The organism is Halopseudomonas sp. MFKK-1 (assembly GCF_027474385.1).
In the GTDB taxonomy this organism is placed as follows: domain Bacteria; phylum Pseudomonadota; class Gammaproteobacteria; order Pseudomonadales; family Pseudomonadaceae; genus Halopseudomonas; species Halopseudomonas aestusnigri.
Genome location: NZ_CP114836.1, coordinates 3,649,358 through 3,664,762 on the forward strand (window position 1 = coordinate 3,649,358; position 15,405 = coordinate 3,664,762).

At 63.9% G+C, this 15,405-nt stretch carries 12 protein-coding genes; 7 read left to right on the forward strand and 5 right to left on the reverse strand.

From position 1 onward, the window contains the following. Positions 1-37 precede the first annotated feature (37 nt). Complete coding sequence (ggpS, locus tag O5O48_RS16875; RefSeq protein WP_269687668.1) at positions 38-2,314, reverse strand: glucosylglycerol-phosphate synthase; 2,277 nt, start codon at positions 2,312-2,314, stop codon at positions 38-40. Then, positions 2,292-3,623, reverse strand: coding sequence for an MFS transporter (locus O5O48_RS16880; RefSeq protein WP_269687669.1), 1,332 nt, complete (start codon positions 3,621-3,623; stop codon positions 2,292-2,294). The genes ggpS and O5O48_RS16880 overlap by 23 nt, the downstream gene beginning before the upstream one ends. Positions 3,624-3,843: 220 nt before the next feature. On the opposite strand from O5O48_RS16880, the gene O5O48_RS16885 reads away from it, so the two are divergent. From O5O48_RS16885 to O5O48_RS16895, 3 genes are read left to right on the forward strand one after another with little or no spacing between them, the layout of a single operon-like run. Then, a complete protein-coding gene (locus O5O48_RS16885) occupies positions 3,844-4,137 on the forward strand; it encodes a hypothetical protein (protein ID WP_228246734.1) in 294 nt (97 codons plus the stop codon). A gap of 5 nt (positions 4,138-4,142) precedes the next feature. Further along, complete coding sequence (locus O5O48_RS16890; protein WP_269687670.1) at positions 4,143-4,610, forward strand: flavodoxin family protein; 468 nt, start codon at positions 4,143-4,145, stop codon at positions 4,608-4,610. Between the two features lie 4 nt (positions 4,611-4,614). Further along, positions 4,615-5,103 (forward strand): SprT family zinc-dependent metalloprotease, encoded by a 489-nt coding sequence (locus O5O48_RS16895; RefSeq protein WP_269687671.1) that lies wholly within the window; start codon positions 4,615-4,617, stop codon positions 5,101-5,103. Here O5O48_RS16895 and O5O48_RS16900 read toward each other — a convergent pair. Continuing rightward, positions 5,078-5,914, reverse strand: a complete 837-nt coding sequence (locus O5O48_RS16900; protein WP_269687672.1) for a methyltransferase domain-containing protein — start codon at positions 5,912-5,914, stop codon at positions 5,078-5,080. The genes O5O48_RS16895 and O5O48_RS16900 overlap by 26 nt on opposite strands. A 688-nt stretch (positions 5,915-6,602) precedes the next feature. Here O5O48_RS16900 and O5O48_RS16905 point away from each other — a divergent pair. From O5O48_RS16905 to O5O48_RS16920, 4 genes are all read left to right on the forward strand, one after another. Then, on the forward strand, positions 6,603-8,468 hold the full coding sequence (locus tag O5O48_RS16905) for a monovalent cation:proton antiporter-2 (CPA2) family protein (RefSeq protein WP_269687673.1): 1,866 nt from the start codon (positions 6,603-6,605) through the stop codon (positions 8,466-8,468). A 67-nt stretch (positions 8,469-8,535) separates the two neighbouring features. Next, positions 8,536-9,375, forward strand: coding sequence for a CvfB family protein (locus O5O48_RS16910; protein ID WP_269687674.1), 840 nt, complete (start codon positions 8,536-8,538; stop codon positions 9,373-9,375). 328 nt (positions 9,376-9,703) lie between these two features. Then, positions 9,704-11,152 carry an esterase-like activity of phytase family protein gene (locus O5O48_RS16915; RefSeq protein ID WP_269687675.1) on the forward strand — a complete coding sequence of 483 codons (1,449 nt, stop codon included), beginning with the start codon at positions 9,704-9,706 and terminating at the stop codon, positions 11,150-11,152. 348 nt (positions 11,153-11,500) lie between these two features. After that, on the forward strand, positions 11,501-12,166 hold the full coding sequence (locus tag O5O48_RS16920) for an SGNH/GDSL hydrolase family protein (RefSeq protein ID WP_269687676.1): 666 nt from the start codon (positions 11,501-11,503) through the stop codon (positions 12,164-12,166). Between the two features lie 290 nt (positions 12,167-12,456). Here O5O48_RS16920 and pgi read toward each other — a convergent pair whose 3' ends face one another. Beyond that, a complete protein-coding gene (pgi, locus tag O5O48_RS16925; RefSeq protein ID WP_269687677.1) occupies positions 12,457-14,106 on the reverse strand; it encodes a glucose-6-phosphate isomerase in 1,650 nt (549 codons plus the stop codon). Between the two features lies 1 nt (position 14,107). Then, positions 14,108-15,400, reverse strand: coding sequence for a UDP-glucose dehydrogenase family protein (locus O5O48_RS16930; protein WP_269687678.1), 1,293 nt, complete (start codon positions 15,398-15,400; stop codon positions 14,108-14,110). Positions 15,401-15,405: the final 5 nt, after the last annotated feature.

Consider the following 15,405-nt stretch of genomic DNA (forward strand, 5'->3'; position numbering starts at 1 on the left):
CACTTGCCGACCGGGTTACCGGTCGGCAAGCCCCACCTCAGGCAACCTCGCCCACCTCGTCAGCCTCCAGCGCGCTCGCAGCCTCACGGCGCTGGCGCACCGCCTGCAGAAACTCATCGCCCCAACGGCGAATGTCGTTGTACTGCACCACGCCAAACAATTCGCGCAAGCGTGCCAACCGCTCGGCCTTGCCCAGCGTCAGGCCGATGTAGAGGGTGTCGCGCAGGTCATGGGGATCATGCGGATTGGTCAGCAGCGCCCCGTGCAGCTCGGCCGCCGCGCCGGCAAACTCCGACAGCACCAGCACCCCACTGCCCTGGCAAAGCCCCTGGGTTGCGACATATTCCTTGGCGACCAGATTCAGGCCGTCGCGCAGCGGGGTAATCCACATCACATCGGCCATCAGGTAATAGGCCACCAGATCCTCAAACGGCACCGCGCGATAGAAGAACTGCACCGGCGTCCAGCCGACCCTCGAGAAGCGCCCGTTGATACGCCCGACCGCCTGCTCGATCTGGCTGATCAGCTCGTCATAGACCGTCATCTCCCGGGCGGCCGGCACGCAGATGGTAATCAGCGTGACCTTGCCGATCAGCTCCGGGTGGGCATCCAGCAGCGCTTCAAAGGCCAGCAGCTTGGCATAGGTGCCCTTGGTGTAATCCAGCCGCTCGACCGACAGCACCACCCGCACCCCCTGCAGTTGCTCACGCAGCTCGCCGATCAACTGCTGGCAGTGGTCGCTGTCGATCACATTCTGCACCCGGCCGATATCCAGCCCGACCGGATGCGCGCCCAGACCGATCTCGCGGCCGTGCACACTGATGCAGCTGGTCATGCGGTCCAGCCCGACGGCGCAGCCGTAGGTCAGATAGCGCGGCGCGCAGCCCTTTTCCTCCAGCACCTCCAGCGGCGCGACGCCGCGGGCCACGTCGACAAAGTTCTCGGCCTGACGCGGTATGTGAAAGCCGATGTAATCGCACTGCAGCAGGCTGCCGATGATCTCGCGCCGCCACGGCAGCACGTTGAATACGTCAGCCGACGGGAAGTAGGTATGGTGAAAGAAGGCGATATTCAGGTCCGGCCGCAGCGAGCGCAGAAACGCCGGCACCATCCACAGGTTGTAGTCGTGCAGCCAGACTACCGCGCCCTCAGCCGCCTCTGCCGCAGTGCGCTCGGCAAACAGCCGGTTCACCTTGAGGAACACCGCCCAGTCCTCCTCGCGGAACACCGCCCGCTCCCAGAAAGTGTGCAGGGTGGGCCAGAACGCCTCCTTGGAAAAGCGCTTGTAAAACACGTCGACATCGTCCTTGGTCAGAGCAACCCGCGCCGCCACCAGATTGGGGTAACGCTCGGCATCCACCTTGGTGTGCACCTCGAAGGCCTCGCGCTGGCGCGGGTCGTGAATCGACCAGGCCACCCAAGAGCCGGGCTGGTCGCCACCGAAGAAACTCAGCAGGGTTGGCAGGATGCCGTTGGGCGAGGTGGGTGGACGGCGCAGCAGCTTGCCGTCCTCGATCACTTCCTCGTAAGGCAAGCGGTGATACACCATCACCAGGTCCGCCTTGCCCTTGATCTGCAGATCACGCAGCTCGGAATCCACACCGAGCGGGCCCAGAAAGCCGAAGTGCGAAACCGCCTCCAGAATCCCGCCGCAGCCGCTCAGGCGCGCATGCAGCACCTTGGCCCGATCAGCGGTGGCGTCCAGCAGCCCCTGCTCCGATTCGCCAACGCACACGCCCATAAAGCCCTGCTCGTACATGGACAGGTCATTCAGGGTATCGCCGGCCACCAGAACTCGATCCATCGACTCACCCAGATGCTCGACCAGCCGCCGCAGCGTCGAGCCCTTGTTTACGCCCTTGGGCAGGCAGTCCAGATACATGCCGGCGGAAAACAGCAGATCACAGCCCAGCTCATCCGCTGCCTTGTGTACCCGCTCGGTCACCGCACCGGGTTCGCAGAACCAGGAGCAGCGGCGCTGCTGGGGTACTTCCTGACGTTCCAGCCCAGGGAAGCCGGCCATCCGCTGGGCGACCACCTGCTCGCCCGGCCAGCGCTGCTCTATTTCGCTCTGCACCGGGTAGACCGGCTGCAGGGTGTCGCCATCAACCAGGGTCGCACCCACATCACAGATGATGTAGTCCGGTCGCGGAATGGCCGGATCGGAAAGCAATGGCACCACTACCTCCAACCCCCGCCCCGTCACGAACACCAGAGTGATACCGGGGTGTGCGTTGATCAGTTGATACAGGCGCTGCCGGTTGTCCGGATCGCCTGCCAGAAAGGTTCCATCAAGGTCGGTTGCCAACATCATGGGCGTGATCTCCATCTTGCTGCTCGAATTCATCGCGGGCGGCCTCTCGACCGTCCGCCGCGTGATTACTGCCTGCCAACTCGTCACCACTTGCCTCTTCCAGCATCATTTCCAGTACCGCGGTCGAGGTGCGCACCATCGGGACCTGATGCGCCGCGCCATCGACAATCCGGTCATCGCCCTGACGCAGATGACGCAGGGCATAGACCGCAATCAGTGAGAACATCAGGGCAAAAAACAGCGGCAACGCCGATGCAGCCGTGATTCCCATCAGGGCACCGGCCAGCGCCGGGCCAACCGCAGCCCCAAGGCCATGCAGCATCAGCAGAGAAGCGTTGCCCGAGAGAATATCTTCCTGGTGTAAGTGATCGATCAGATGCGCCACAACCGCCGGATACACCGAGAAGGCACCCGCGCCGAAAATCGCCGCCGCCACCAGCAACCAGAGACCGAACGGACCGAGCAACGCCATCAGCACCCCGCCTGCCGCCGCCAAACCGGCGATGATCACCAGTGCCCGGCGCCGGTCGATACTGTCGGACAGGCGCCCCATCGGCCACTGGGCGAATGCGCCAGCAAGGATCACCAACGACACAAAGCCGGCGATCTGCGCGGTATCCATTTCCATGCGCGCGGCATAGACCGCCCCCAGCCCCCAGAATCCGCCCATGCCAAGGCCCGACAGCACCGCGCCGGCACAGGCCACCGGCGCCGCCTGCCAGAGCCTGGCGAGCTTCAGTGGCGGGGTATCGTCAATCACGGGTTGCGGCAGGCGGGTGGCCGACACCGGCATCACCGCGAGTACGATGAAGGTCGCGGCTACGGCAAACAGGGTAAAGGTCAGCGGGCTGTCCCAGTTCAGCATCTGCTGGGCCAGCGCCAGCGCGCCGAGGTTGACTGCCATGTAGCAGGCAAACACCTGGCCGCGGCGCTCGGGCGGCGCCTGGGTGTTGAGCCAGCTTTCGATCACGGTATAGATGCCCACCAGCGCCACGCCGGTGATCACCCGCAGCAACAGCCACAGGCCAGGTTGAATCCACAGCAGATGAATGAGTACACAGGCCGCTTCGGCAGCGGCGAGAAAGGTGAAGGCGCGCACATGCCCCATGCGCCGGATCAGCCGCGGGCACAGCCAGGTGCCGAGGATGAAACCGGCAAAGTAGGCCGAGCCGAGTAAACCCAGGGTCTGATCACTGAACTGCTCGGCACTGCCACGCAAGGCCAGCAGAGTATTGAGCAGTCCGGTGCCCAGCAGCAGCAACGCAATGCCGCAGAGCAGTGCCGCGATGGGCAACAAAAGCCTGATCATGGAGCCGCGTCTCCCAAACGGTGGATCGGTTCCAGGCAGGTAGGGGGGTGCAAATAGGGGTCTTGGTGACCCACGGATATTTATATTCAGCTGTAAACACCCTACCCCATCAGGTCCGCGATGACCAGCGCATGACCGGAAGCGGTCCTGGCCGGTTTGCGCGAAGGGGCCGTCGGGTTACACTCGCCGAAAGGTTCCTCGCAGAGACACAGACTTCCGCATGGCCACACTCAAAGATCACGCCCGCACACTGTGCACTCCCCTGCTCGCCCCGCTGGAACGCGGCGACGAGCCATTCCACTACGCGCCCAAAAGTCGCCTGATTCTGGTCATCATGTGCGCCCTGTTTCTGACCATCGCCATCGGCCTGGCGGTCTTGCTGCCCTCCGGCAGCGATCCGTTCTTCCTGCTGCCGGTCGCCGTGTTCGGCCTGATCGGCCTGGCAGGTTTGCTGATTGCCTGGCTGGGCAGCGACCGCGCCGTGTCGCGGCTGTGGAACAGCCGGCAAGGTTGAGCGCCATGCCTCGCAAACAGTTACTGATCGTCGCCCACGCGCCGTCGCCGAATACCCGGCGACTGGCCGAAGCGGCGCTGCGCGGCGCCAGCCATGCCGATATCGAGCAGGTAGACGCACGCTGGGTACCGCCGCTGGAGGCGCAACCTGACGACGTACTGGCGGCCGATGCGATTCTGCTCGGTACGACCGAGAATCTCGGCTACATGAGCGGCGCGCTGAAGGACTTTTTCGACCGCTGCTATTACCCGGTGCTGGAGGAAAAACAGGGGCTACCCTGTGCGCTGTATATCCGCGCCGGTATGGATGGCACCGGCACTCGCCGCGCTGTCGAGTCGATCGTCACCGGGCTGCGCTGGAATTGGGTGCAGGAACCACTGACCCTGCGCGGCGACTGGCAGGACGGATTTGAGCAGCAGGTAGAAGAATTGGGGCTGTATCTGGCTGCCGGTCTCGACAACGGGGTGTTCTGAGTCGATGGACCGCGTAATCGCCCGCACCGAGGAATGCTACCGGCTGGCAGAGCAGCACTTTCGCCGCCGTTTTCCGCGCCCCGATATTGAACTGGATCTGCGTGGCCAGCGCGCAGGGGTTGCCTATCTGGATCGCAACCTGCTGCGGTTCAACGGCCGCATGTACCGCGAGAACCAGGAGCACTTCCTGCAGCACACAGTGGCGCACGAGGTCGCGCACCTGATTGCCCATCAACTGTACGGGCATCGCATTCGCCCGCACGGCCGGGAGTGGCAGGGCCTGATGACCGGGCTGTATGGTCTGCCCGCCAACCGCTGCCACAACTACGCGGTGCCAACCCGGCGGGTCACCCGTTACCTGTACCGCTGCGCCTGCCCGGACCCGATGCCCTTTACCGCGCAACGCCACGCCCGGGTTGCCCGTGGCTCGCGTTATCTGTGTCGCCGTTGCGGCAGCCAGCTGCAGTTTACCGGCAGTCGGCAGCAGGGATAACGTCTTCGGCTCTGCGCAGCACTTCCACATAGGGGCGCAGGCTGTACCCGAGCTGCGGCTCCAGGCTATCTGCCCAGCGGCGCATCGTATCCTGATCCAGCGGTAACTCGCCGGCCTGCGGAATGAACAGCACGATATTGCCCTCCTCGACTTCCACCTGCAGATAGCGATCACCAAACAGCTTCTGCAACCGCTCTGCCGCGTAGGGCTGCCCGGTATGGCCCACCTGCCACTGGTTCACCACCATCAGCCCGCCCGGGCGCAGCGCCGCATGGCACTGTTCGAGAAAGTCCATACGCAATTGCAGGGCGGTGATCCCGCCCTCCATGTACAGGTCGAGCAGCACCAGGTCGGCACTGGCCTGCGCGCGCTCAATGACCTTCTCGGCGCTGTCGATCAGCACGGTCAGTCGCGGATCATCCGGCAGGCCGAACCAGCGCCGGGCTACCTCCACCACACCTGGGCGCAGCTCCACGGCGGTGATCTGCTGCGATTGCAGATGGGTCAGCACCGCGCTGACCAGCGAGCCGCCACCGAGGCCCAGCGCCAGCACCCGCTGCGTATCCTCCAGCCAGTAGCCGGCCAGCAGCATGGCGCGGGTGTAGTCGTACTCCAGCCAGGCCGGATTGCCGATCAGCCCGCAGCTTTGCTCGGTCTGCTCGCCAAAGAACAGATAGCGCAGCTCGCCAAGCTCGGTCACCCGGATCAGCCCGAAATCATCGCGCAGGCGCTCGACCTCCCGCTCCTGCTCGCCACGCGGGCGCAACCCGAGCCATTCACCGAGCTGTCTGATGCGCTGCAAAATCGTCATGTCGTGCTGGTTGACCTCTATTCTGTCTGAAATGTGGGGGCGCGGCGGACACGCTACGCTTAGTCCGCCCTACGTATTATCACCGCCGTGACCCAGCATCGTCATCGACTGTTTCGCCAAGCCCTGCGACAGGCCACCGGGGTTGAACGGCGGACACGCTGCGCCTGGTCCGCCCTACGCATTATCCCCGCATTGGCACGGCATCGTCGTCGAGCCCTGCGACAATTCGCCTGTAGGGTGGTCAACGCACCGCGTTGGCCACCGGGGTTGAGCGGCGGACACGCTGCGCTTAGTCCGCCCTACGCATTATCCCCGCATTGGCACGGCATCGTCGTCGAGCCCTGCGACAGGTCGCCTGTAGGGTGGTCAACGCACCGCGTTGGCCACCGGGGTTGAGCGGCGGACACGCTGCGCTTAGTCCGCCCTACGCATTATCCCCGCATTGGCACGGCATCGTCATCGAGCCCTGCGACAGGTCGCCTGTAGGGTGGTCAACGCAAAGCGTTGGCCACCGGGGTCGAACGGCGGACACGCTGCGCCTGGTCCGCCCTGCGCAAGTGGACCTGCAGCGTGGCGGTTAAAAAAGCGTCTGCGGCGCATTGAGCAGCAGGCCTGCGAGGGCCTAGAATTGGCCGTCTGGCAAGCTCTTGCCACCTCCCCCAGCCAATCTCCCTTCGGGTATCTCTTCATGCATGAACCGGGCAGCATTCTGCAGGTTGTTGTCGTCCTTCTGCTCGCCACCGTGATCGCGGTGCCATTGGCCAAACGCCTGCGTCTGGGCGCTGTGATTGGTTACCTGGCGGCGGGTGTGATCATCGGCCCCGGTGCACTGGCACTGATCGCGCACCCGGAAAGCATGAGCCATGTCTCCGAGCTGGGCGTTGTCCTGCTGCTGTTTATCATCGGCCTGGAACTGTCGCCCAAACGCCTGTGGGTCATGCGCCGCGCGGTGTTCGGCACCGGACTTGCTCAGGTGCTGCTGTGCGCAAGCGTGATGGCACTGCTCGCCTTGCTGGTGTTTGCCCAACCGCTGCAGACCGCGCTGATTCTCGGCCTGGGACTGGCTCTGTCGTCCACCGCATTCGGCCTGCAGCTGCTGGCCGAACGGCGAGAGCTCAACAGCCCGCACGGCCGCCAGGCCTTTGCCGTACTGCTGTTTCAGGACATCGCCGCCATCCCGCTGATCGCGCTGATTCCGTTGCTGGGCGTACAGCCAGAGGGCAGCGCTGACGGCAACCCGCTGCTGCGAACCGCCGAGGTGCTCGGCAGCATCGCCGTGATCGTGATCGGCGGACGCTATCTGCTGCGCCCGCTGTTTCGCGTGGTCGCCCGTACCGGTCTGCAGGAGGTCTCCACCGCCACCGCCTTGCTGGTGGTGATCGGCACCGCCTGGCTGATGGACATGGTTGGCGTGTCGATGGCACTGGGCGCGTTTCTGGCCGGCCTGCTGCTGGCCGATTCCGAATACCGTCACGAGCTGGAGTCGCAGATCGAGCCATTCAAGGGGCTGCTGCTGGGCCTGTTTTTCATCACCGTGGGCATGCAGGCGGACCTCTCACTGCTGGCCAGCAACGGCAGCGCGGTGGCCCTGCTGACCGCACTGGTGATCGGTCTCAAACTGCCGCTGATCTATCTGGTTGGCCGCAGCGTAGCCGGGCTCGATAGCGCCAACGCGCTGCGTCTCGGCCTGGTGCTGGCCGCCGGTGGCGAGTTCGCCTTCGTGGTCTTCCAGCTGGCTGCCGGGCACCAGCTGCTGAGCCCCGCTCTGCACGGCATGCTGGTGCTGGCGATCACCCTGTCGATGGCCATCACCCCGCTGCTGATTCTCGCCCTGTCACCGCTGCTCAGCCGGGCCGCAAACAGCATCAGGCCGGTTCCACCAGAGTACGAACAGATCGAATCCGACAGCCCCCGCGTGGTGATCTCCGGCATGGGCCGGATGGGCCAGGTGATCGCCCGCATGATGCGCGCCCAGCGTGTGCCATACATTGCGCTGGATACCTCGGTCGACAGTATCGACATGTCGCGCAGCCTCAGCGCCGACATGCCGATCTTCTACGGCGACCCGTTGCGCCCCGAGATCCTGCGCGCGGCCCAGGTCGACAAGGCGCAGTTCTTCATCATCACCAGCAGCGACCCGGACGTGACCCTGCGCACCGCCGAAACCGTGCGTCGCCTGTACCCGGCGATCACCATCATCGCCCGCGCCCGCAACCGTCAGCACGTGCACAAGCTGATCGACCTGAATGTCCTGGCCGTGCGCGAAACCTTCCATTCCAGTCTGGAAATGAGCCGGCAGATTCTGACCGGCATGGGTCTCAGCCCGGAGCAGGCCGACTCGCGTATCGCCCGCTTCCGCCGGCACGATGAAGCGGTGCTGGCGGCCCAGCACAGGGTCTACGATGACGCCGCCGCGGTAATGCAGACAGCCCGTCAGGCCCGTGCGGAGCTGGAAACGCTGTTTGATGCCGACCGCATCGAGGTCAACAGCGTGCAGGATGCCGTAGCCGGGGCAACCCAGACAGCCGACGCGGATGGCAGCCAACGGCAATAGCGACGACCCGTACTGTTATCGCAGCGCGATAGCCCCTAGAATGCGCGGCTAACTCAGGAGCAATTACATGGCCGACATCGGGCGATTCAACAAACTGCAGATCATCAAGCAGACCGGCTTCGGGCTGTACCTGGACGGCGGTGAAGACGGCGAGATCCTGCTGCCCAACCGCTATGTGCCAAAAGACCAGCCCACCGAGGTCGGTGACTGGCTGCGGGTATTTATCTACTTCGACAGCGAAGACCGGATCATCGCCACCACCACGCGCCCGCGCGCGCAGGTCGGCGAGTTCGCCAACCTCAAGGTGGTCGCGCGCAATCAGGTCGGCCTGTTCCTCGACTGGGGTCTGCCCAAGGACGTGCTGCTGCCGTTTGCCGAACTGAAGAAGCCGCTCGAAGAAGGCCAGTACTGCGTTGCCTACCTGTACCTCGACAAGCACACCAGCCGGGTACTGGCGACCACCCGACTCGACCGCTATCTGGACAAGACCCCGGCCCGCTACAAGGTCGGTGATGCGGTCAACCTGCTGCTGGTCGAGCGCACCGACCTGGGCTACAAGGCCATCATCAACAGCGAACACTGGGGCCTGCTGCACCGCAACGAAGCGTTCCGGCCGGTCAAGCTCGGCCGCAAGGAACAGGGCTACATTCGCGAGATTCGCCCCGATGGCAAGATCAACCTCAGCCTGCAACCGGTGGGTGGCCAGGCCGCAGACCTGCTCCAGCAACAGATTCTCGAACGCTTGCAGGCCAATGGCGGTCAGCTCGCCCTGAGCGACCGCAGCAGCCCCGAGGCCATCAGCGAGGCTTTCAACGTCAGCAAGAGCAACTTCAAAAAGGCGCTCGGCGGCCTGCTGAAAAAAGGCGTTATTCGGATTCATCCGGAGCATATCGAACTCGCCAACTAGGCAACGGCCCTCAAACGGCGGACACGCTACGCTTAGTCCGCCCTACGGAACGCCGCCCGACGTCGGGCGGAGTAAGCCAACGGCGTCTCCGCCATCGCGGCATCAGGCCTGCGCTCGTGCTGACCCTGTGCACCCAACGGTGGACACGCTGCGCTTGGTCCACCCTACGCATTACCGCTCCGCCGCAGGCCATAACGCCTGAGCGACAGACCGGCCTGATCCTCAAACGGTCATCATGCGTTCGCTGTTTTGTCACCTCCCGGGGCTAGTCTGCCGATCTTCGCGCACGGCAGCCGCCAGCGCCTACTCCCGATACAAGGACGAACAGATGACCCACTGGAAAGTGCTTTCGGCCGTGCTGCTCGGCAGCGCACTGCTCACCGCCTGCAAATCCTCCAGCAACGACGGCGATGCAACCGTCACCCCGGAACAGGCGCTCGCCACCAAGCTGGCAGCCTTCCCGATGGAGGGCGTCGAGCTGCCCTTCACCATCCTGCGTGATGACCTGATCGACGGCAAAACCGAAGCTCCCTTTGAAATCCGCAATGGCGGCTACGGCTCAGCCATGACCGCCCACCCGAGCCGGCTGGGCGAGTTCTACGCCATGACCGATCGCGGCCCCAACGCCGATTTTGTCGGCGGCGAATACGGCTCCGGAAAGTCCTTCCCGGTCGCCGATTACACCCCGCGTATCGGCCACTTCCGCATCACTGCAGACGGCGGCGTCGAACAGCTGGCAACCATCCTGCTGAAGCGGCCCGACGGTACCCCGATCACCGGCCTGCCCAACACCTCGGCGCTGGGCGGCACCGGTGAAACACCCTACAACCCGGATGGCACGCCGATCGTGGTCGACCCGACACTGCCCTTTGATGCGGAAACTAACCCCATCAAGCTGGACGATTACGGTCTGGACGGCGAAGGACTGGTCGCACTGCGCGACGGCACCTTCTGGGCAAGCGACGAATACGGTCCGCACATGGTGCACTTTGATGCCGAAGGCCGCGAAATCGACCGCATCAACCCCTTTACCGCAGACACCCGCACCCGCATCAACCTGCCTGCCGAGTACGCCTATCGCCGTGCCAACCGCGGCATGGAAGGCCTTGCCATCACCCCGGACGAAAGCACCCTGGTCGGCCTGATGCAGTCCACCATGGACCTGCCGAGTAAGGCAGTGCGTTCACTGACCATCACCCGCATCGTCACCGTAAACATCGCGACCGGTGAAATCGGCCAGTATCTGTACCAGCAGGAAAAGCCCGCCAACTCCAACTCGGAAATGGTCGGTCTGAGCAGCACCGACTTCCTGGTACTCGAGCGCGACGGCAGCTTCCTGTATGGCGGCCCGAACGGCGCGGCCGGCGTGTCACCCAACGCACAGAAACAGGTCTACCGCATCGACCTGTCCACCGGCACCAACCTGGAAACCGTCGCCCTGCAACCCGGCATGGTACAGGACCCGGATCTGGGTCTGACCATCAACGGCAAGACGCTGGAAGAAGTAGTGCTGAACGGCGGCTGGGCGGCACTGGCAGCGGTCGGCATCTACCCGGTAGACAAGACTCTGGTGCTGGACATGGTGGTTGAGGCCAACTATCCGCACGACAAGATGGAAGGCCTGTGGCGCATCGACGATGGCCATCTGGGCGTGCTCAACGACGATGACTTCGCCACCTGGTCTACCGGCGGCGTGCTGGAGCAGAAAATGCTCGATGAAGCCACCATCGACGCGGGCCGCCTGTATATCCGCGAAGTGGATCTGTCGGTGGACTGATTCGCTGGCCTGGCTGCCCCCCGGAGCAACAGCCCACAAACGGCGGACACGCTACGCTTGGTCCACCCTACGGATCGCCGCTCTACCGTAGGGCGGAGTAAGCCAAAGGCGTCTCCGCCATTGAGGCATCAGCTCGCGCTCGTGCTGATCCACTGCACCCCAAACGGCGGACACGCTGCGCTTACTCCGCCCTACGTATGTTCGCCCCACTCGCCCGTTTGGGTGCTTGTTTACCCCGCCCCGCCGCCTAACATGCGCGATGCATATTGCGAAAATGTCTCCTTTTGTTTCAACACCTGATTCAGCCTTACTGGAGACCCGTCAGCACAACAACAAAAAGGAATGCCCATGCAAACTCTGTTCAAACGCGGTCTGGCCGCACTCGCCCTCAGCACCCTGGTCAGCCTGCCGGCCATGGCCAGTAACCCCGGCATCAGCAGCCCGGACACCATGATCCTTGGCGATTCGATCTTTGCCCTGTCCGGTGATATTCACGAGAACCTGGAAGCCGATCTGGACGAGAACATCGACACCTACGCCCGCTCCGGCTGCCAGCTGACCGGCGGTAACGTTCTCTGTTCACGGCTGTATTCGGTAGAAAACCAGTATGCCCGGGCGGACAAGAGCGGCATTCGTACGGTGATCTTCAATGGCGGCGGTAACGACATTCAGCTCAACAGCTGCCGTCCGTCGCTGAGCGCCTGCATGCCGCTGCTCAACGAGCTGGAAGATCGCATCGCCACCCTCGTGCAAAAGATGCGCAATGACGGTATCGAAGAGATCATCTTCCTCGGCTACTACAACGCCGCGGGCAGCGCCGAGAACCTGCAGGACATCAACAACTACAGCATGAACTACAAGGCTGCCGCCTACCCGGGCATGGGTGTGAAGTTTATCGATGTGCGCGCCGACTTCGCCGGCCGCGAGTCGATTTATATCACCAGTGACGGCATTCATCCGACCGCAGCCGGCTCGCGTGTGCTGTCCAACCGCATCCTGCAGGCCTTGGACTGATCCGCACTGCTAACTCCATGGTCGCCGGGGCTAAACGGCGGACACGCTTTGCTTAGTCCGCCCTACGCATTATCTCCGCCTTGGCCTGGCATCGTTATCGGCTGCGTCGCCGAGCCCTGCGACATATCGCGTGTAGGGTGGTCAACGCACCGCGTTGGCCACCGGGGTTAAGCGGCGGACACGCTACGCTTAGTCCGCCCTACGTATTATCTCCACCTTGGCCTGCATCGTTACCGGGGCTGAACGGCGGACACGCTGCGCTTAGTCCGCCCTACGCGTTGCGCCGCTGATCACGCGCTACCGGCCATGATCCGCGCCAGCAGGCCGGCGGTAGAGGCATCAGCGCCCGGCAGGCGCTCGATGTCGCCGCGGATGCAGGCCAACGCATCTACGGCGATACGTTTACCCATCTCCACGCCCCACTGGTCAAACGGGTTGATTTCCCAGATCACCGACTGCACGAACACCTTGTGTTCATACAACGCAATCAGCGCCCCCAGGCTGTAGGGCGTCAGTTCATCCAGCAGCAGGGTCGAGCTGGGTTGATTACCGCGATAGCGACGGTTACGCGGCAAGGTGTCGGCATCCTCTACCGCCGCATCACCGAGTGCCAGCAGCCGCGACTGGGCCAGACAGTTCGCCAATGCCAGCTCGTGCTGGGCCCTCAGTTCGGCCACGGCAAGGCTGTGCTGGGCCTCGCGGTAGCGCCGTGCCGGCACGATAAAGTCGCAGGTGACCGGCTCGGTCCCCTGGTGCAGCAATTGATAGAACGCATGCTGCGCGTTAGGGCCAATGGTGCCCCAGACAATCGGGCAGGTGGCGTAATCCACCGTGTCGCCGGCCAGATTGACCGACTTGCCGTTGGACTCCATCTCCAGTTGCTCAAGGTAGTTGGGCAACTCCTTGAGGCGTCCGTCGTAGGGCAGTACCGCGTGGGCGTTGATGCCCAGCATGTTGGTGTTCCAGATGCCGATCAGCCCCAGCAGCACCGGCAGGTTATCGGCCCAGGGCGTCTGACGGAAATGCTCGTCCATCGCATGCGCACCGGCCAGCAACTCACGAAAACCCGCCATGCCGATCGACAGCGCAATCGGCAGGCCAATGGCCGACCACAACGAAAACCGCCCGCCAACCCACTCCCACAGCGCCAACTGATTGGCCGGGGCAATACCCCACTCCGTCATGCGCTCGGCCGCTGCCGACACGCCGATAAAGTGGCAGGCCAAGAGCCCCGGCAGCTCGCCCAGCTCGCGCTCCAGCCAGCCGCGGGCGGTAGCGGCATTACTCAGCGTATCGATGGTGGAAAACGACTTGGATGAAATGATAAACAGCGTCGCATGGGGATTCAGGCCACCCAGCAGCTGCGACACCTGGCTGCCGTCCATGGTCGAGGCAAAGTGCACCCGCAGCGGCGAATCGTTAACCGGGCGAGAATCGGTGAGCGCCTCGGTGACCATCAGCGGGCCAAGGTCCGAGCCGCCAACGCCGATATTGACCACATCGGTAATCGCCTCACCGGTAGTGCCGCGCCACTGGCCGCTGCGTACCTTCTGCACGATGTCGTCCATGCGTTGCAACTGAGCCTGCACCTGGGCGTTGATGTCCTCCCCGGCCAGCACGCAGCCACGCTCGGCCGGCAGGCGCAGGGCCCAGTGCATCGCGGCCCGACCCTCGCTCGGGTTGACCGCAGCACCGGAGAACAGCTCGCTCATGTGCTCGGCCAGCCCCTGCTCGGCTGCCAGATCAAACAGCAGCGGCAGCGTGCGGGCGTCCAGCCGCTGCTTGGAAAAATCAAACAGCAGCGGGCCAAAGGCACGATGCAGGCTGTCAAAACGCCCTGCATCGGCGGCAAACAGCTCGGCCAGATGGCTGCTGCGCAGCTCCGCGGCATGCTGCATCAGCGCCTTCCAGGCGGCCTTGTGCGTCAATGAACTGCTCATGTCATCGCCGTCCTATGCCGTAGTAGGTAAAGCCGTTCTGCTTCATAAACGCCGGATCCCATACATTGCGGCCGTCGAGCAGCAGTGGCGCGGCCATCAGCTCGCGCAGGCGCGGCAGATCAGGGCTCCAGTAGGCTTTCCATTCGGTAACCAGCATCAGCGCATCGGCACCGGCGACCGCCGCATACGGGTCCTGATGCAGCACCAGATCATCGCGCTCACCCGCCCAGCGGGCCAGCGTGTCGAGAGCACGCGGATCATGCACATGCACCTCAACACCTTGGGCCCAGAGCGCTTCCAGCAATTTGAGCGCAGGCGCATTGTTGATGCGCGAGGTTTCCGGCTTGAACGCCACGCCCCACAGCGCCACCTTGCGGCCGCGCAGGTCGGTACCGTAATGACGCCACAGCTTGCGAAACAGCACCTCTTTCTGGCGCTCGTTGATGTTCAGCACCTCATCGAGCAACTGCGCCGCCAGGCCGCTGCCTTCGAGGGTAGAGGCAAGGCTCATTACATCGCGGGAAAAACTCAGCCCGCCGAAGCCGCAACCGGGATACAGGTAGGCATCGCCAATCCGCCGGTCAGCACCCATGCCCTGGCGCACCTGTTCGATATCCACATCCAGGCTGTCGGCCAGATTGGCCATATCGTTCATGTAGCTCAGACGGGTAGCGAGCATGCCGGTGATCGCCAGTTTGGTGAACTCCGCCTCACGCGGGCGCATCGGCATGATGGCGTCGCGACGGCGATTGAATGGCCGCAGCAGCTCGGTTACCAGTTGGCGGGCCCAGTCGGCATCAGCGCCCAGCAGCCAGCTGTCGGCACGCATGAAGCTTTGCAGCGCATTACCCTCGATCAGCAGATCCGGCAGGCTGACCACCGCCCCCGGCTGCGTCGGCGGCGTGTCGCAGTCGAGCAGGGTTTGTTGCAGCAACTCGCTGCTGCCCACCGCAAATGTGGACTGGTTCACCACCAGCCAGCGGCGCGTGCAGCGCTCCGGCAACGCGGCGATCAGCGAGAGAGCCTCGGGCATGCTGTCCGGGTTCAACGCCAGCCAGATCACCGCCAACGGCTGCGGCGGTGCGGCGAGCGGCGCAAGCATCAGCCTGCCGCCTTGCATCTGCTCAGCCATCAGGTCTGCCAGCCCGGCCTCCCGAAAGGGGCACTCGCCGCGCTGCAACTGCTCGGCATGCGGACCGGCCGGCAGATGCAACTGCACCTGGTTACCGGTCGAAGCCAGCGCCGTTGCGCTGACCAGGGCGCACAGCGTGTCACCGTAAACATCAACCTGCATGGTGC